Annotated in this window: 13 protein-coding genes; 8 read left to right on the top strand and 5 right to left on the bottom strand. The window is 71.5% G+C overall.

Features of this window, described 5'->3' with window-relative positions:
* Positions 1-26 precede the first annotated feature (26 nt).
* On the top strand, positions 27-824 hold the full coding sequence (locus tag A4R43_RS16950) for an SDR family oxidoreductase (RefSeq protein ID WP_113693214.1): 798 nt from the start codon (positions 27-29) through the stop codon (positions 822-824).
* Positions 825-1040: 216 nt separating this feature from the next.
* Here A4R43_RS16950 and A4R43_RS16940 read toward each other — a convergent pair whose 3' ends face one another.
* Positions 1041-1766: an SWIM zinc finger family protein gene (locus tag A4R43_RS16940; RefSeq protein ID WP_113693212.1), complete on the bottom strand. Its 726-nt coding sequence runs from the start codon at positions 1764-1766 to the stop codon at positions 1041-1043.
* Positions 1763-4729, bottom strand: coding sequence for a DEAD/DEAH box helicase (locus A4R43_RS16935; RefSeq protein WP_113693211.1), 2967 nt, complete (start codon positions 4727-4729; stop codon positions 1763-1765). The genes A4R43_RS16940 and A4R43_RS16935 overlap by 4 nt, the downstream gene beginning before the upstream one ends.
* 574 nt (positions 4730-5303) lie before the next feature.
* On the opposite strand from A4R43_RS16935, the gene A4R43_RS16925 reads away from it, so the two are divergent.
* Positions 5304-6314: an amidohydrolase family protein gene (locus A4R43_RS16925; protein ID WP_113693210.1), complete on the top strand. Its 1011-nt coding sequence runs from the start codon at positions 5304-5306 to the stop codon at positions 6312-6314.
* On the opposite strand, the gene A4R43_RS16920 is transcribed toward A4R43_RS16925, so the two are convergent.
* Complete coding sequence (locus A4R43_RS16920; RefSeq protein ID WP_113697666.1) at positions 6273-6872, bottom strand: TetR/AcrR family transcriptional regulator; 600 nt, start codon at positions 6870-6872, stop codon at positions 6273-6275. The two genes, A4R43_RS16925 and A4R43_RS16920, sit on opposite strands and share 42 nt — an antisense overlap.
* Before the next feature lie 79 nt (positions 6873-6951).
* On the opposite strand from A4R43_RS16920, the gene A4R43_RS16915 reads away from it, so the two are divergent.
* Together A4R43_RS16915 and A4R43_RS16910 are read left to right on the top strand one after the other, a co-directional pair.
* The gene (locus A4R43_RS16915) at positions 6952-7593 is read left to right on the top strand and encodes an FMN-dependent NADH-azoreductase (protein WP_113693209.1); all 642 of its coding nucleotides are present in this window, start codon (positions 6952-6954) and stop codon (positions 7591-7593) included.
* A 175-nt stretch (positions 7594-7768) separates the two neighbouring features.
* The gene (locus A4R43_RS16910) at positions 7769-8662 is read left to right on the top strand and encodes an IS982 family transposase (protein ID WP_113692748.1); all 894 of its coding nucleotides are present in this window, start codon (positions 7769-7771) and stop codon (positions 8660-8662) included.
* 123 nt (positions 8663-8785) lie between these two features.
* Here the strand turns inward: A4R43_RS16910 and A4R43_RS16905 are convergent, their stop codons facing one another.
* Positions 8786-10813, bottom strand: coding sequence for a prolyl oligopeptidase family serine peptidase (locus tag A4R43_RS16905; RefSeq protein ID WP_113693208.1), 2028 nt, complete (start codon positions 10811-10813; stop codon positions 8786-8788).
* A gap of 54 nt (positions 10814-10867) precedes the next feature.
* Between A4R43_RS16905 and A4R43_RS16900 the strand changes: the two genes are divergently transcribed.
* The 4 genes from A4R43_RS16900 (at position 10868) to A4R43_RS16885 (ending at position 14664) form a co-directional block, all read left to right on the top strand.
* Complete coding sequence (locus A4R43_RS16900; protein ID WP_113693207.1) at positions 10868-11782, top strand: neutral zinc metallopeptidase; 915 nt, start codon at positions 10868-10870, stop codon at positions 11780-11782.
* 9 nt (positions 11783-11791) lie between these two features.
* Entirely contained in the window at positions 11792-13195 is a 1404-nt protein-coding gene (gene pdxR, locus A4R43_RS16895; protein WP_113693206.1) for a MocR-like pyridoxine biosynthesis transcription factor PdxR, read from the top strand.
* A 38-nt stretch (positions 13196-13233) separates the two neighbouring features.
* Positions 13234-14112, top strand: coding sequence for an alpha/beta fold hydrolase (locus A4R43_RS16890; protein WP_113693205.1), 879 nt, complete (start codon positions 13234-13236; stop codon positions 14110-14112).
* Between the two features lie 120 nt (positions 14113-14232).
* Positions 14233-14664, top strand: a complete 432-nt coding sequence (locus A4R43_RS16885; RefSeq protein ID WP_113693204.1) for a CBS domain-containing protein — start codon at positions 14233-14235, stop codon at positions 14662-14664.
* A 683-nt stretch (positions 14665-15347) separates the two neighbouring features.
* On the opposite strand, the gene A4R43_RS16880 is transcribed toward A4R43_RS16885, so the two are convergent.
* Positions 15348-16412 (bottom strand): DUF2293 domain-containing protein, encoded by a 1065-nt coding sequence (locus tag A4R43_RS16880; protein ID WP_205215357.1) that lies wholly within the window; start codon positions 16410-16412, stop codon positions 15348-15350.
* Positions 16413-16425: the final 13 nt, after the last annotated feature.

Raw genomic sequence — 16425 nt, 5'->3', positions numbered from 1 at the left:
GCTCGAACGCGGCGAAAGGGAGGGCGATGACTCCGATCGTGGTGACCGGTGGCACCGGTTCGCTGGGCAGGCGAGTGGTCCGGACCCTGCTCGGCGCCGGGCGCGAGGTGGTGGTGCTGAGCAGGCGGACGCGGCCGGTGGCCGGCGGTAGCCGGTTCGTGCCGGTGGACCTGCGCACCGGCGCCGGGCTCGACGCGGCGCTGGCCGGCGTGGGCACCGTGGTGCACTGCGCCACCACGCTGACCGGCGGCGACGAGCAGTCCGCCGCGAAGCTGTTCGCCGCGGCGAAGCGGGCCGGGGTGGCGCACCTGGTGTACATCTCCATCGTCGGCATCGACCGCATCCCGTTGCCGTACTACAAGACCAAGCTCGCCGTGGAGCGGCAGCTGGAGGCGTCCGGCCTCGGGTACACCACGATGCGCGCGACGCAGTTCCACGAACTCATCCAGTTCATCTTCGCGACGCTGGGGCGGTCACCGATCGTGCCGGTGCCGTCGATCCGGTTCCAGCCGGTCGACACGCGGGACGTGGCCGACCGGCTGGCCGAGCTCGCGCTCGGTGAGCCGGCCGGGCGCGTCCCGGATTTCGGCGGCCCGGAGATCCGGGACGCCAAGAGCCTCGCACGTGCCTACTTCGCCGCCACCGGACGGCGGCGGTTGCTCGTGCCGCTCCGCGTGCCCGGCCGGATCATGGCCGGGTACCGGAGCGGGCACAACCTGGTCGGCGACCGGTTCGACGGGACGATCACCTTCGAGCAGTTCCTCGCCGAGCGCGCCACCCGGCGGCCCAGCCGGTTCACCGACGCCGGTGACAGCGGCGGCTGAGCTACGGCTGGCAGCTGCCGACCAGCTACCGCGACGGGCCGTTGCCGGCCACGGTTTTCTGCTGGTGGCGCGAGCTGGAGATCCACTTCGCCGATGCGGACCTCGGTTACCGGCCGGACGACTGGAGTCCCGAGTTCTGCGCGCACGCGCTCGACTTCCTCGCGCCCCGCGCGCCCGAAGGTGTTCGCCTGGTGCTGAAGCCGCCGTGTCGACAAGTCACTTCCCGGGCTCGGCCCGTGGCCGTGAGGTCATCGTGTCGTAAGCCGGGCGCAGCAGTTCGGTGACCGACCTGCCGCCGGATTCCAGCGGCAGCGGATCCAGCTGGTCGAGCACCGAGGTGGTCGCCCCACCGGAAACCGCCACCTCGGTTCGCTTGCCCCAGAAGGAATCCAGCTCGTCGGCCAGGGTGGCGGGCCCGGTGTCCCGGTCGGCCGAGTGGGTGCGCAGCGCACGCAGCCGGTCCAGCAGTTGCTCCCGCGTGCGCCCGCGCCAGGCGAGATAGGTGAACGGATCGGCGTCGAACGACTCCGCGAGCACCACGCAGGCCGCGGCCAGGTGGCGGCACGGCACTTCCCAGCCGGGGCAGGAGCAGTCCATCGTCATCTCCCGCAAGCTCCGCGGGAACAGGCTCAGCCCCAGCTTCACGAACAAGCCTTCGAGATCGGCGGGCACCTCACCGGCGAGCAGCTTCGCCGCGAACACCGCCTGCGCGGCGAGTTCCTGCTCGATCCGCGCCCAGTCCGCCGATTCAAAGGCCTTGACCGCGATCCGCGCGCGGTGCGGATCAGGCCCGGAGTCGCGGACCAGCGCGGTCACCAGGCTGGTCGACACCGACAGGTTCAGCACGTACCCGGCACGCGCGGACCGCTGCCCGCTGGTGCGGTAACCGCCGAGGCCGAGCCCGTCGAGCGTCTCCAGGAACCGCCGGGACCACCAGGTCATGGCGCCTCCAGGGTGAGCAGTTCGCGCAGGCTCTCGGTGGACAGCTCGGTGAGCCAGTGCTCCCCGGCACCAACCACCAGCCGCGCCAGCGACGCCTTCTCGGTCAGGATCCGGTCGATCTTCTCCTCCAGCGTGCCCGCGCAGGCGAACTTGCGGACCTGCACGTCACGCCGCTGCCCGATGCGGAACGCGCGGTCGGTGGCCTGGTCCTCGACCGCCGGGTTCCACCAGCGGTCGATGTGCACCACGTGGTTGGCCGCGGTCAGGTTCAGCCCGGTGCCGCCCGCCTTGAGCGAGAGCAGGAACAGCGACGGCCCGCCGGGTGACTGGAAGCGTTCGACCAGCCTGTCCCGCTCGGGCTGGCTGGTGCCGCCGTGCAGGAACAGCACCTCGGTGTCGAAGCGTTCGGACAGGTACGGCACCAGCATCGCGCCGAACCGCGCGAACTGCGTGAAGCACAACGCCTTGTCGCCTTCGGCCAGCACCTCTTCGAGCACTTCCTCCAGTCGCGCCAGCTTCCCGGACCGCCCGGCGAGTTCCGAGCCGTCGCCGAAGAAGTGCGCCGGGTGGTTGCACACCTGCTTCAGCTTGGACATCGTCGCCAGCACCAGGCCCTTGCGCTTGATCTGCTCGGCCTGCGCGATCTGGTCGAGCATGTCGTCGACCACCGCGCGGTAGAGCGTGACCTGCTCGGCGGTGAGCGTGCAGAGCTGCTTGAACTCCAGGCGTTCCGGCAGGTCGTCGATCACCACGGGATCGGTTTTCAGCCGCCGCAGCACAAACGGCCCGGTGGCGCGGCGCAGCCGGGCGGCGGCTTCGTGGTCGCCGTGGCGTTCGATCGGCACCGAGAACCGCGCGTGGAAGGTGTTGGCGGTGTCCAGGAAACCGGGGTTCAGGAAGTCCATAATGGACCAGAGTTCGGCGAGCCGGTTCTCCACCGGGGTGCCGGTCAGCGCCACGCGGTGGCGGGCGGTGAACCCGCGCACCGCTTTTGCCTGTTGTGACGCGCTGTTCTTGACGTTCTGCGCCTCGTCGAGCACCACCCGGTCCCAGTCCACTTCGGACAGAGATTCGGCGTCCCTGGCCGCGAGCGCGTAGGTGGTGATCACCAGATCGGCTTCGGCCGCGCGCACCGGGCCGCGGTCGATGCCGTGGTGGACGTGCACGCGCAGGTCCGGCGTGAACCGCGCGGCTTCACGCTGCCAGTTGCCGACCACCGTCATCGGGCAGACCAGCAGTGTGGGTGGTCGCGGGCCGTCCTTGCGGCACAACGCTTCCAGCGCGAGCAGCTGCACCGTCTTGCCGAGGCCCATGTCGTCGGCGAGGCAGGCGCCCAGCCCCAGTTCGTCCAGGAAGGCCAGCCACGCGAGCCCGCGGAGCTGGTACGGCCGGAGCGTGCCGTGGAATCCGGGCGGCGTGTCGATCCGTTCGACAAACCGGCCCGCCTTGCCTTCGAGCAGCTCACCGAACCGCCCGTCGCCGGTGACCTCCGCGACCGGCAGCGGCGCCGGGCTCGCGCCGAGGTGCCGGATCGCCTGGCTGACCGACATCTCCCCGCGGCGGCTGGTGTTCAGGAAGGCCAGCCCGGCGGCCAGTCCGCGCTGGTCGATGCGGGTCCACTGGCCACGCAGGCGGACCAGCGGCACCTTCGCGGCGGCGAGCGAGGCCAGCTCGGCTTCGGACAGCCTCTGCCCGCCCACCGACAGCTCCCACCGGTAGTCGACGAGCTGCTTGAGGTCGAGCGGACGGTCCTTCGTCACCACCCCGGTGGCCGACTTGCTCCGCGTTTCGAGCCGGAGCGCGACGTCACCGGGACGCCGCCACTCCTTCGGCAACAGCACGCCGTAGCCTGCCTCGTCCAGCGCCGGGGCCTGGGTGAGGAAGTCGTAGGCGCCTTCGGCGTCGAGATCGAGACCGGCCGGGTGCGCTTCGGCGAGCGCGTCGTCGAGCCGCCGGAACAGGCGGCTGGCGCGGCCGAGTTCGGTCAGCAGCAGCTCCTGCGGGCGGTGGATCCACCGGCTGAGCACGTCGTGCTGGCCGGACCGCCACACCTGGCTCGCCGGGATCAGCACGGACGGGTCCTCGACGGCTTGGAGCAGGAACTCCAGCCGCCAGTCCTCCTTCTCGTTCTGCTCCGGGGACAGCAGCCGGAAGCCCAGCCGGACTGCGGCGTCGTGCGCGGCGCTGGCGTGCCAGGCGTCGATCCGGTCGCGCAGCTCGCGGGCTTCGTGGCGGTCGGCCTCGAACCCGGGTTCACCGGTGAGCGCGCCCAGCCAGGACTCGACCGCGCCGGAGCCGGTGGCCAGCTGGAGCCCGTCCAGCCGGTCGCGGACCTCGTGGTCGGTCAGCGCGTTGAGCAGCGAGCGGAGCACCTCGGCAGCCGGACGGCCGTCGGTGTCTTCGGGTCGCACGGGCTGCGCGCGGCAGATCGGCGGCATCGCGGCGGCCAGCTTGGCGAACCGTGCCGAGTCCACTCCGGACAGTGCGGGCCGCCACCGCGCGCGCAGCCCGCCGACGCCGGTGACCAGGCCCGGCAGCACGCGCCCGCGGTCGGCCAGGTCCGCGGCGAAGGCGGTCACCTGGCGCAGGTAGTGCGGTGAGCTGCCGAGGCGGACTTGGGCTTCGGTGAGCCCGGCCAGCACCTCGGCGGCGGCACCGGGGGACAGCACCACGGCGGGCACGAGCCACGGCTCCAGCCGGACGCCGGTCGGGGGCGCCGGCTCGGCCAGCGGGTCGCGGACCAGTTCGGGGGAGGCGAGCGGCCCGTCACCGGTCGACGGCAGCAGCAGCGGCACGACCTCGGCCCGGCCGCCCGGCACCAGGTGGGACAGGTCCTCGACGGCGAACGGGTGCGCGACGGCGGCGCCGGGCAGCGGGCCGCTCACCGTCGCGGGCAGCGCCGAGTCCTCGGCCCACAACGCGACTTCACCGGCCGCGGTGCCCAGGCCGTGCAGGACCAACACCCCTCCACGCTAGCCGAGCTTGACTCTCCCGCTACGTCAAGGTGCACGGTGTCGGCCATGCCCACTCGACGTGACTTCCTCAAAGGCGGCGCCGCCGTCGCGGGCGGCCTGCTCGCCACCATCGGAACGGCCACCGCGGCCACCCCGCTCGTGCTCACCGGCGCCACGCTGATCGACGGCACCGGCGGCCGCCCGCGGCGCGGCTGCACGATCGCGCTGATCGGCGACCGGATCGTGGCGGCAGGCTCGGTCGCTCACGCGGGCGCGCGGGTGATCGACCTGCGTGGCAAGTTCGTGATTCCCGGGCTGTGGGACATGCACGTGCACACCGTGCCGCTGGACGCGATCTACCCGCCGCTGTACGTGGTCAACGGGGTGACCGGGATCCGCGAAATGTACGGCTACTTCCACCCGCAGCTGCCCGACCTGCGCGATCGCATCGAGCGCGGGGTGGTCACCGGTCCGCGCATGGTGATCGCCAGCAACATCATCGACGGGCCGCATTCGGTCCACGCGCCGACCGGGGCGGTGTCGGTGAGCACCCCGGACGAGGCACGCGCGGCCGGTCCGGACGATGAAGGAGCAGGGCGCGGACTTCGTCAAGGTGTACTCGATGCTGTCGGCGGAGGCGTTGCACGCGGTGGCCGACGAGTCCCGGCGTGTCGGCCTCCGGTTTGTCGGGCACGTGCCGGAGCGGATGTCCGCGCTCGACGCCGCCGACGCCGGTCAGCACAGCATGGAGCACCTGTTCGGCTTCTTCACCGCGACCTCGTCGAAGGAGGCCGAACTACGCGAGCGCCTCGCCGCGACGCCGATCGATCCGGCGAACCCGCAGGCCTGGTACACCGTCGCCCGGGCACTGGAGCGCGAAGCGGCCACGACGCACGACCGGCGTCGCGCGCGCCGCCTGTTCGACCGGCTCCGGCGCAACGGCACCCACGCGTCGCCGACGCTGAGCGTGCTGAGGGCGCTCTCCCTGCCCGCGAGCGGGTTCGACCGCAACGATCCGCGCCTGCGTTACCTGCCGAAGATGATCACCGACTACTGGTGGCTCCAGGTCGAGCAGACCGGACCGGCCACCCCAGTGGAGATCGAGGAGCACCGGCGGTTCTTCGAGGCCGAACTCGCGATGACCGGCGACCTGCACCGCGCTGGCGTGCCGATCCTGGCCGGGACCGACTCGAACAACGCCTTCTGCTTCCCGGGTTTCTCCCTGCACGACGAGCTGGCACTGCTGGTGCGCGCGGGGTTGTCGCCGATGAGTGCGTTGCAGGCGGCGACCAGGGACGCCGCGCGATTCCTCGGCCGCGACCGCACCGAGGGCACGGTCGAGCCGGGCAAGGTGGCCGACCTGGTGGTGCTCGACGAGGACCCGCTCGCCGACATCACCAACACCCGCCGCATCCACGCCGTGGTGCATCGCGGCCGCTACCTCGGACCCGGCGAGCGCACGCGCATGCTGGCGGACATCGAGAAGGCCGCCGCCGAGCAGCAGTTCCCGGAACCGCCCGTGTCGGGCTGCGGCTGCGGCGGCGGCCTGGTCTCAAGCGCGTCCGGCGGCGTCGCCAAGCCCGCAGGTGCGTAACGCGAGTTCACGCAGGTTCCGCTTGAGCCGGTCCAGGCTCACGCCGCGTTCCCGCTGGTAGCGGAACAGTTCCGGGGCCAGCGGCGCGAGCACGACGTCGACGAGGCCGTCGGGATCGGGCAGGCTCGCTTCGGTGAGCAGCGCGTGCACGTGGGCGCGCCAGAAACCGTAGGCGCCGGTGCCGAAGCGCTGGTGCCCGATCTCGCTGCCCAGCACCAGGTGCCCGTGGTCGGCGAGCAGGTCGAGCATCGCGGCGTAGAAGGCGGCCAGCCGCTCGGCGGGCGGCGCGCCGGGACCGAGCGGCGGATCGCCGCGCAGCAGCTGTTCCTGCAGCTTCCGCTCGTGCTCGTCCAACAGGGCGACGGCGATGGCCGCGCGGTCGGGGTACCGCCGGTAGAGCGTGCCCCGGCCGACCCCGGCCGCCTTCGCGATGTCGTCCATCGTCACGTTTTCGGCCCCGCGCTCGGCGAACAGCGCCTCGGCCGCGTGCAGCACCTTGGCGCGGTTCCGGGCGGCGTCGGCGCGTTCACGGGTCACCTCTCGCACTGTAGTGGACATCGTGTCCACTTCGCGCGTAGGGTGGGGAGTAAGTGGACGCGGTGTCCACTTACTCGGTGATCTTCCGGAGGGACCTCCCATGGCGCAGTTGCTCCACCTCGATTCCAGTGCCCGCCGCGACTCCTTCTCGCGACAGCTGGGTGCCCGGTTCGCCGAAGCCTGGCGTGCGGCGCACCCCGGCGCCGGGTACACCTACCGCGACCTCGCCGCCGACCCGGTGCCGCTGATCGGCGAGGCGTGGACCGAGATCTGCGACTACCTGCTGGCCCACGGCATCACCGAGCCCGCGCGGTACCCCGAGGCCGTGCGCACCGACGCGCAGCGCGAGGCGTGGGCGGTCGTCGCGCCACTGCTGGACGAACTGCTCGCCGCGGACGTCGTGCTGATCGGGGCGCCGATGTACAACTTCTCCGTCCCGGCCGCGTTGAAGACCTGGATCGACCAGGTCACCTTCCCGCGGATGTCGTTGTCGGGGAAGGCTTTTGTAGTGGTCGGCGCGCGTGGCGGCGCGTATGGGGCGGGCACCCCGCGTGAGCCCTTCGACTACCAGGAGCGGTACCTGCGTGACTTCTTCGCCGGGCACTACGACGTCACCGACGTGCGGTTCGTGCACGCTGAGCTGACCAACGCGGTGGTCGATCCGTCACTGTCCGATTTGGACGGCAAGCGGCGGGAGTCGCACGCCGCCGCGCTGGCCGCGGTCGATCGGCTGGCGTCGTGAGCTGGTTGCTCCTGGTGGCGGCGGGCCTGGTGGAGATCGTGTGGGCGCAGAGCATAAAACCCACCCGCCAGCCCGCCACCGCCCTCAACGGACGCGCTGCGCGCGCGGCCTAGACGAGTAATGCGTAAGTCGGGGTGGTAGCCGGGGAAGGACGAAGGGTGTTCAAGATCCGTTTGTGACGACAGACCTGAACACCCTTCTGACCGCACTCTACGTCAGGATCGACGACCACCTCGCGAGCAGGCGCCGCCTGGGCAGACCGCCCAGGCTGACCGACGCCGAGCTGGTCACCCTCGCGGTGGGCCAGGCATTGCTCGGGTTCACCTCCGAAGCCCGCTGGCTGCGGTTCGTACCCGCCCGTATGCCCGGCGCCTTTCCGTTCCTGCCTGGACAGCCCGGCTACAACCGCCGCCTGCGTGCCGCGTTGCCACTGATCAAGCAGGTGATGCGCTGGCTGGCGGCGGACACCGACCTGTGGACCGACACGACCTGGATCGTCGACTCCACCCCGGTGGAGTGCGGCCGCTCCCGGCCAACGGCCAAGCGTTCGGACCTGGCGGGCTGGGCGAAATACGGCTTCTGCCGTTCGCACTCCCGCTGGTTCTGGGGCCTGCGCCTGCACCTGGTCTGCACCCCGGCCGGGCTTCCGGTCACCTGGGCACTGGCCGATCCGAAGATCGACGAGCGGCAGGTGCTCATGGCCCTGTGCGACCATGAACCCCACCTACTCGGCGAACGTCCCGGCCTGCTGATCATCGCCGATAAGGGCTACGTCTCCCGTGAGCTGGACCGGTTCCTGCACGAGCGTGGGATCCGGCTGATCCGCCCGTCCTACCGCAACCGCACACCACATCCCGGCGAACCGCTGCTCAAGTCCATCCGCCAGCTCATCGAGTCGGTCAACGACACACTCAAAGGTCAACTAAACCTCGAACAACACGGTGGGCGCACCATCGAGGGCGTCGGCGTCCGCATCGCCCAACGACTACTCGCGCTGACCGCCGCCATCTGGCACAACCGCGCCACCGGCCAACCCGTCACCCGATCCCTTACCGCCTACGACCACTGACCGACTTACGCATTACTCGTCTAGTCCCCGAGAACTTTCACCAGGCCACTGCCCACGATCCGCTCAGCGCGGGCAGGCTGGCCGCGCTGAGCCTGATCGTCGGCGGCATCGTGCTGGCCAGGCTCACCGAGGCCGGCTGAGCTGCTGCCACAGGAACTCGAAGGTCAGCGCGGTCTTGAAGGCCAGCTGCTCGTTGTCGGCCGCGGCACCGTGCCCGCCCTCGATGTTCTCGTGGTAGCGCACCGGATAACCCAGCTCGCGCATCCGCGCCACCATCTTCCGGGCGTGCGCCGGGTGCACCCGGTCGTCCCTGGTCGAGGTGACGAACAGGATGGGCGGGTAGTCACGTCCACTGTGGACATTGTGGTACGGCGAGTACTCGCCGATGAACGCCCAGTCCTCCGGGTCGTCCGGATCACCGTACTCGGCCATCCAGGAGGCCCCGGCCAGCAACTTGTGGTAGCGCCGCATGTCCAGCAGCGGCACCTGGCAGACGATCGCGCCGAACAGCTCGGGGTAGCGGGTGAGCATCACGCCCATCAGCAGGCCGCCGTTGCTGCCGCCCTGGATGCCCAGCCGGTCCGGGGTGGTGATGCCACGGGCCACCAGATCCTTCGCCACGGCGGCGAAATCCTCGTACACCAGGTGCCGCTCCGCCTTCACCGCCTGGGTGTGCCAGCCGGGACCGTACTCACCGCCACCGCGGATGTTGGCCACCACGTAGGTACCGCCGCGCGAAAGCCACGCGCGGCCGGTCGCACCGCTGTAGGAAGGGGTGAGCGAGACCTCGAAACCGCCGTAGCCGTAGAGCATGGCCGGCCCGGCGTCCGCGCCTTCGGGGCGCACCACGAAGTACGGGATCGCGGTGCCGTCGTCCGAAGTAGCGAAGTACTGCGCCACCTCGATTCCCGTGCTGTCGAAAAAGGACGGTGCGGACCGGATCGGCTCGGCCCGCTCGCCGATCACCCCGCGCACCAGGGTGGACGGCTGCGTGTAGCCGCTGATGTCGAGGAAGTACTCGTTGCTGTGGTCGGGATCGGTGTCGACGATGTCCGCGCTGCCGACCTCCGGCGCACCCGGCAGCGGCTCGTCGGTCCAGCCGTCCGGGCCCGGCGTGAGCACCCGGAGCCGGGCCTTCACGTCGGAGAGCGTGCCGAGCAGCAGGTGGTCGCGTGTCCAGGTGTAGTACTCGAGCGAGGTGTGCGCGTCGGGGAGGAAGAGCGCGGTCAGCTCGCGCGACCCGGCGAGGTAGGCGTCGAAGTCGGCGGCGAGCAGCGCGCCCGCCGGGTACTCGGTGCCGCCGACCGTCCACGGCGAGCGGGTCCGGACGAGCAGCCATTCGCGGTGGACCGACGGCTGGGCGTCGTCGGGCACGTCGATCCGGGTGAGCGTGCCGTCGGCGCGGCGGAGGTAGCGCTCCGACCGGTAGAAGTCCAGGCTGCGGCCGACGAAGTCGCGTTCGAAGCCCTCGGTGAAGTCGTGGTAGGCGAACGCCGCCACGTCCTCGGGCTTGCCCTCGTAGACGACGGGGGCCTCTTCGATCGGCGTGCCCCGGCGCCATTCACGCATCACCCTGGGATAACCGGAGGTGGTCAGCGAGCCGGGACCGGTGTCGGTGCCGACGTACACGCGGTCGTGGTCGATCCAGCCGATCCGCGTCTTCGCCTCGGGCACCTCGAAGCCGCCCTCGACGAACTCGCGGGTTTCGAGGTCGAACTCACGGACCACGGTCGCGTCGGCGCCACCGCGTGAGAGCGAGACCAGGCAGCGCCGGTAGTCGGGGCGCAGCACGTTCGCGCCGTGCCAGACCCAGTTCTCGCCCTCGGCTTCGGCGAGCGCGTCGACGTCGAGCAGCAGCTCCCACTCGGGCCGCGACCTGCGGTACTGCTCCAGCGTGGTGCGCCGCCAGAGCCCGCGGGGGTGCTCGCCGTCGCGCCAGAAGTTGTAGAGGAACTCGCCGCGCCGCCGGGGGTACGGGATGCGGTCGTCGGCGTCGAGCACCTCGCGGATGCGGTCGCGCAGCTCGCCGAACCGCTCGCCGCCGGTCAGCTCGGCCACCGTCTCGGCGTTGCGGGCGCGCACCCAGTCGAGCGCCTGCTCGCCGGTGACGTCCTCCAGCCAGAGGTACGGGTCGTCGTCGATCTCGGTCATGCCCTCCAGTCTCGCCTACCGGTATCCTCGGGACAGCTGCCGAGGGTGGGGGAAATGAACATCGAGCCGACGTCCGCCTGGCCGCCACCCGCGTCGCCGCCGCCCTCGAACTCACCCGTCCGGGTGCTGGGCGTCCTGGTGCTGGTGGTGGCGGTCGTTGCCGCCGTCGCGCTGCCGGGGCTCGGCGTGGTCAGCTTCGGTGAGACGGTGGTCACCGGGCAGGCCAGGCCGGCCGGGTCGGGGGTCCACTCGCAGCGTGAGCCGGGCCAGCCGGGGCCGGTGTTCGCCACCGCGGAGAACCCGCTGCTCGCCGAGGGCGTCGAACTGCCGCAGACGAACTGCCAGCTGCCCTCGCTGCGCCGGTCGGAGGAGCAGCTCCAGGCCTACTACGAGGCGGCCATGCGCTGCCTCGACGCGGCGTGGAAGCCGACCCTGGAGAGCGTCGGCGAGCCGTTCTCCACGCCCGTGCTGCAGATCAAGGACGAGACCGAGAGCTCGTGCGGTGGCCTGCCGCCCAAGGAGGAGGCCACCGCCTTCTACTGCCCGGCCGACAAGGCCATCCACATGCCGCGCAAGCGCTTGCTGGAGACCGTGGGCACGGTGCAGGCGGCGCACCTGGCGGTGCTCGCGCACGAGTACGGCCACCACGTGCAGTCGCTCAGCGGCATCATGGAGGCCGCCTTCGAGGAGATGTCGGCGCACGGCGAGGACAGCCCCGGAGAACTGCAGGTCACGCGCCGGATGGAGCTGCAGGCGAACTGCTTCGCCGGGCTCTTCCTGGCCAGCACCAGCGGCCGCGGCTCGGTCAGCAAGGCGCTCGCGCAGCAGGGGGTCAAGGAGTTCGAGAACTCGATTGGCAGCGACAGCCACGGCACCGTGCCCAACCAGGTCAAATGGGCCAAAGCCGGGTTCCAGAAGGCGACCTCGGCGTGCAACACCTTCACCGCCGCCGACGGTGAGGTCCGCTAGGCGGCCGTCATGGAGATCCACATCGACACCGAGGCCGGGCGCGGCCGTCGAGAGGAGATCTACCGGCAGATCCGCGAGGCGATCCTCGACGGCAGGCTCCGCGCGGGTGAGGCGCTGCCGCCCACGCGGGAACTGGCCGAACGGCTCGCCGTCTCCCGGAACACCGTCAGCGCCGCCTACGACCGGCTGACCGGTGAGGGCTTTCTCGAAGGCCGGGTCGGCGCGGGCACCTTCGTCCGCAGGGTGCCGGGGAGCGCGGCACGCCGGCACGCCACCGAGTTCCCGATCGAGACGGCCGAGGTGTGGGAGCGCGTCCGGCTGCCGTTGCCTGCCGGGGTGCGGGCCGAATTCGACTTCCAGGCCGGGATTCCCGATGTCAGCCGGTTCCCGTTCGACACCTGGCGGCGGCTGCTCGGCGGTGAGCTGCGCGTGTCTTCGCCGGATTCGCTGGAGTACGGCGATCCGGCCGGGCACGCCGGGCTGCGCGAGGCGATTTCCCGGCACATCGCGGTTTCGCGTGACGTGCGGGCTTCGGCCGAGGAGGTGGTGGTGACCAGCGGCGCCCAGCAGGCGATCGACCTGCTCGGGCGGGTGCTGCTGCGGCCGGGCGACCGGGTCGCCGTCGAAGATCCGGGCTATCCGCCGGCCCGGTTCGCCTTCGAGGCGCTCGGCGCCGAGGTGGTGCCGGTCGGGGTGGACGCCGAGGGCATCCGGGTCGCGGACCTCCCGCGCGGCACGAAGCTGGTCTACGTCACGCCCTCGCACCAGTTCCCGCTCGGGTTGCCGATGTCGCTGGACCGGCGGCTCGAACTGGTGGCGTGGGCCGGGAAAACCGGGGCGGTGCTGGTGGAGGACGACTACGACACCGAGTTCCGGTACCACGGCAGGCCGCTGGAACCGTTGCACAGCCTCGATTCCACCGGCCGCGTGGGCTACGTCGGCTCGTTCTCCAAGGTGCTTTCGCCCGGGCTGCGGCTGGGTTTCCTGGTGGCGCCCGCATCGCTGTGCCGGGTGGTGGCGAAGGCGCGGTTCGTCACCGACTGGCATTCCGCCGGACCGGTGCAGGCGGCGCTCGCGCGGTTCATCGACGACGGCGGGCTGGCGAGTCACGTCCGGCGCATGCGACGCGAGTACCGGCGTCGGCACGATCTGGTGATTTCCTTGCTGGAGCGGGACTTCGCCCGCCTGCTGACGCCGATCCCGTCCGCGGCGGGGTTGCACGTGAGCGCGTACAGCACGCGGCCGACCGCGACGGCGGCGCGGCGGGCGCTGCGGGGCGGCGTGCTGGTCAACACCCTGGACGAGTACGCCGTGCTGCCCGGGCGGCGGCCCGGTTTTGTGTTCGGCTATGGCGGTATCCCGTTCGCCAAGATCGAGGCCGGGCTGTCCCGCCTCCGCGAAATCCTGCACTGAGCGAGCTGAATGTCGTACCCCTGTGCGACCTTCCCTGCATGACCACCCGCATCCCCGGCTTCACCACCCGCAGGCTCACCGCCGGCGGCACCGACCTGCACGTCGCGATCGGCGGCGCGGGCCCGCCGCTGCTGTTGCTGCACGGCTTCCCGCAGACGCACCTGACCTGGCGCGCGGTCGCGCCCGCGCTCGCCGAGTCGTACACGGTGATCTGCCCGGACCTGCCGGGTTACGGGGACAGCGGGCCGCCGGGGGAGGGCGTCGAGCACTACTCGAAACGGGCGATGACCGCCACGTTCGCCGAGCTGATGACCACGCTGGGCCACCAGCGGTTCGCCGTGGCCGGGCACGACCGCGGTGGCCTGGTCGCCTTCCGGATGGGCCTCGACCACGCCGACCGGGTGACGCACACCGCGGTGCTCGACGTGCTGCCCGCGGTGGACGTCTTCGGCGCGCTGGCGGGTGCGGGCGGGGTGTTCGCGTTCCACCTGTCCTTCCTGGCGCATCCGGAACCGTTGCCGGAGCGGATGATCGGGGCCGATCCGGCGGTGTTCTTCGGCCACTTCCTGGATGGCTGGACCAAGGTCACCGGCGCGCTGCCCGCCGAGGTCCGTTCGGAGTACCTGCGCACGCTGTCCGAACCCTCGGTGATCCACGCGATCTGCCAGGACTACCGGGCCGGGGTGTGCTTCGACCTGGAACACGACAAGCAGGACAAAGCACTCGGCCGGCGGTTGCCCATGCCGGTGCTGGCCCTGTGGCAGGACCCGGGTGAGGCGCCGCTGCCCTTCGATCCGGCCGCGCTGTGGCGCTCGTGGGCGCCGTCGGTCACCACGAAGGCGTTGGCGTGTGGGCATTTCCTGCCGGAGGAGCGGCCGGAGGAGGTGATCGCTGCGCTGCGTGAGCTGCTCGGCTGAGCCCGCGGCCGGGTGGCTGCCGGGAGGCCGCCACTCCGGTGGTGTCCGGTTCGCGACTTTCGTGCTCGGCCCGCTGGCCCTAACCTGGTGTGAGCCGGGTCACCAGCGTGAGGAGCTGCCATGCGGATCGCCGACGTGTTGCGGAGCAAGGGAACCCTGGTGGCCACGGTGGCCCCGGAATCCAGCGTGACCGAGTTGCTGGCCCAGCTGACCGAACACAACGTCGGCGCGATGGTCGTGCTCGGTGCCGATGAGCAGGTGGTCGGCATCGTGTCCGAACGCGACGTCGTCCGGCGCCTGCACGACCGGGGGCCGGAGCTGCTGAACAGGCCGGTGTCGGAGATCATGACCACCCTGGTGGCGACGTGCACCCCGGAGGACTCGGTCGACCACCTGAGCGCCGTGATGACCGAACGCCGCATCCGGCACGTCCCCGTCGTCGTGGACGGCAGGCTGGCCGGCATCGTCAGCATCGGGGACGTGGTGAAAACCAGGCTGAACGAACTCGAAGAACGCCACGACCAGCTACAGGCCTACATCGCCCAAGGCTGACCCCCTGCCCCGGGGCGCGACCACACGTTCACCTGCCACCGGGACGGCCCCACACGCCCACCCCGGCTCGCCCACCCGCGGCCCACTGTCCGCGCACCCACCATCAGGACGGCTACCCGCCCGCCGCTGATCTGGCTACGTACGGCCACGGTCCACGCAGCCACCATCAGGGCGGCTACCTGCCCGCCGCTGAACCGCCCATGCGCGGCCATGGTCCATGCACTTCACCCGTCACCTGGGCGGCCCCACGCGCCCGCGCCTGGCCACGCGCGGCCCACGGTGCACGCACTCACCCGCCACCCGGGCGGCCCCACGCGCCCGCGCCTGGCCTGGCCTGGCCATGCGCGGCTTCCCGCCCACGTCCACACGCACCCACCGCCGGGCTGGCTGCGTCACTCGTGCGCCCTTTGTCGCGCGGCCGCGCGACCCACTGGACTGGCCCGGCATGGCCGCAGCCCGCCGCACTCGCCTGCCGCCGCCCGCCGCACCCGCCCGCCGCAGCCCGCCACACTCGCCTGCCGCACCCGCGCGATCACTCGCGGGGCGCCGCTCGCCGCGGCCGCATGTCCTCTCTCGCGCCGCCGTCATTCACTGCTGAGGTGGCTGCGCGCGCCCGCCGCCCACTCGACCCAAGCGACCTCGCTCGCGGCCCCGCGGCCCGCTGCGGCCGCGTGCAATCACGCTCAACCAGCCCACCGGGCGAGCACGCGGTCGATCGCCGGGCGGATGCGTTCGCGGGCCTCCGCCCGGGGCACTCCGGCCATGAGCAGATCGTCGTAGTCGGTGTCGACGTGGCGGATCGAGGCGACCACGGCGGCCCGCACCGCGTCCTCGTCCAGTGCCCGCCCCGCCGCGGACCGCCCCACCCGGCCGCTGCCCCGCACGCCCGCGTGCGCCGCGATCGCCAGCGCGCGTTCGTCCGGGCAACCTGGGAACGCGGCCCGGATGGCCGCGGCCAGCTCCGCCTGGAATTCCGCGTCCGCGTTCACGCGGCGCTCGGCGTCCCGTTCCCGTCGCCGGGCGCGGATGTCCTCGTCGGCGAGGCAACGTTGCTCCGCGCGTTCCAGCGCGTCCTCCTCGACGAGCGTGCCGATCCGCTGGTACCGCTTCCGCCGCCGGTTGAACTCGACCACCACAGCCGACAGCTTGCTTTCGCTCTTCGCCCGCCGCGAGAGTGCCGCGTTGCCGGACGCCAGGAAACGCAGGTGGTCAAAATCGGCGCACGTCAGGCACAGCGACGACTTGTCCTCTTCGAACACCAGCTCACCCGCGTCACCACGAATGCCGCAGCCGTCGCACACCCAGGCCTTCGCCGACCGCACCACCACCAGGTCCGGCGCCTTGCTTTGCCGCTCCCGCAACCGTTCCAACCGCTTCTCGGACAGATCCGCCGAGACCCAGTGCGTTTGGAAGAGCCGTTCGAGTGCTTCGTCGCCGTCGGGGGTGAACCGCAGCGGACGCCGGTCGCGCGTGGCCGCCAGGTAGCTCACCTCGGTGGCGCGCAGTCCGCGTCCGGCCGCCCATTCGCGCAGGTAACCCAGCGCCGTCCGGACCTTTTCGGTGTCGACGGCCAGGCTGTCGCCGAGGTGAGGCGCCTGACCCCGGCGCCATTCGTCGACCCGCGCCGACGGCAGCCAGCCGAGCGCGTTGAGCACTTCGAGCGGAACGACCTGGCTCTTCGTCTTCAGCGCGATGTCGGCGGCCGAGATCACCCGGCGCTGGATCTTGGGCGGCTCTGGCGTGACCACGGACAGCGAGCTT

The sequence above is a fragment of the Amycolatopsis albispora genome (genome assembly GCF_003312875.1).
In the GTDB taxonomy this organism is placed as follows: Bacteria; Actinomycetota; Actinomycetes; order Mycobacteriales; family Pseudonocardiaceae; genus Amycolatopsis; species Amycolatopsis albispora.
Note: the sequence above shows the minus strand (reverse complement) of the source record. Positions and strands in the feature narration are given on the sequence as shown.

Coding starts and splice junctions, on each gene's coding strand:
- pdxR (WP_113693206.1), top strand. CDS start 11,792: ATGGAGATCCACATCGACACCGAGGCCGGGCGCGGCCGTCGAGAGGAG.
- A4R43_RS16885 (WP_113693204.1), top strand. CDS start 14,233: ATGCGGATCGCCGACGTGTTGCGGAGCAAGGGAACCCTGGTGGCCACG.
- A4R43_RS16950 (WP_113693214.1), top strand. CDS start 27: ATGACTCCGATCGTGGTGACCGGTGGCACCGGTTCGCTGGGCAGGCGA.
- A4R43_RS16890 (WP_113693205.1), top strand. CDS start 13,234: ATGACCACCCGCATCCCCGGCTTCACCACCCGCAGGCTCACCGCCGGC.
- A4R43_RS16920 (WP_113697666.1), bottom strand. CDS start 6,872: ATGTCCACTACAGTGCGAGAGGTGACCCGTGAACGCGCCGACGCCGCC.
- A4R43_RS16940 (WP_113693212.1), bottom strand. CDS start 1,766: ATGACCTGGTGGTCCCGGCGGTTCCTGGAGACGCTCGACGGGCTCGGC.
- A4R43_RS16915 (WP_113693209.1), top strand. CDS start 6,952: ATGGCGCAGTTGCTCCACCTCGATTCCAGTGCCCGCCGCGACTCCTTC.
- A4R43_RS16900 (WP_113693207.1), top strand. CDS start 10,868: ATGAACATCGAGCCGACGTCCGCCTGGCCGCCACCCGCGTCGCCGCCG.
- A4R43_RS16925 (WP_113693210.1), top strand. CDS start 5,304: ATGAAGGAGCAGGGCGCGGACTTCGTCAAGGTGTACTCGATGCTGTCG.
- A4R43_RS16905 (WP_113693208.1), bottom strand. CDS start 10,813: ATGACCGAGATCGACGACGACCCGTACCTCTGGCTGGAGGACGTCACC.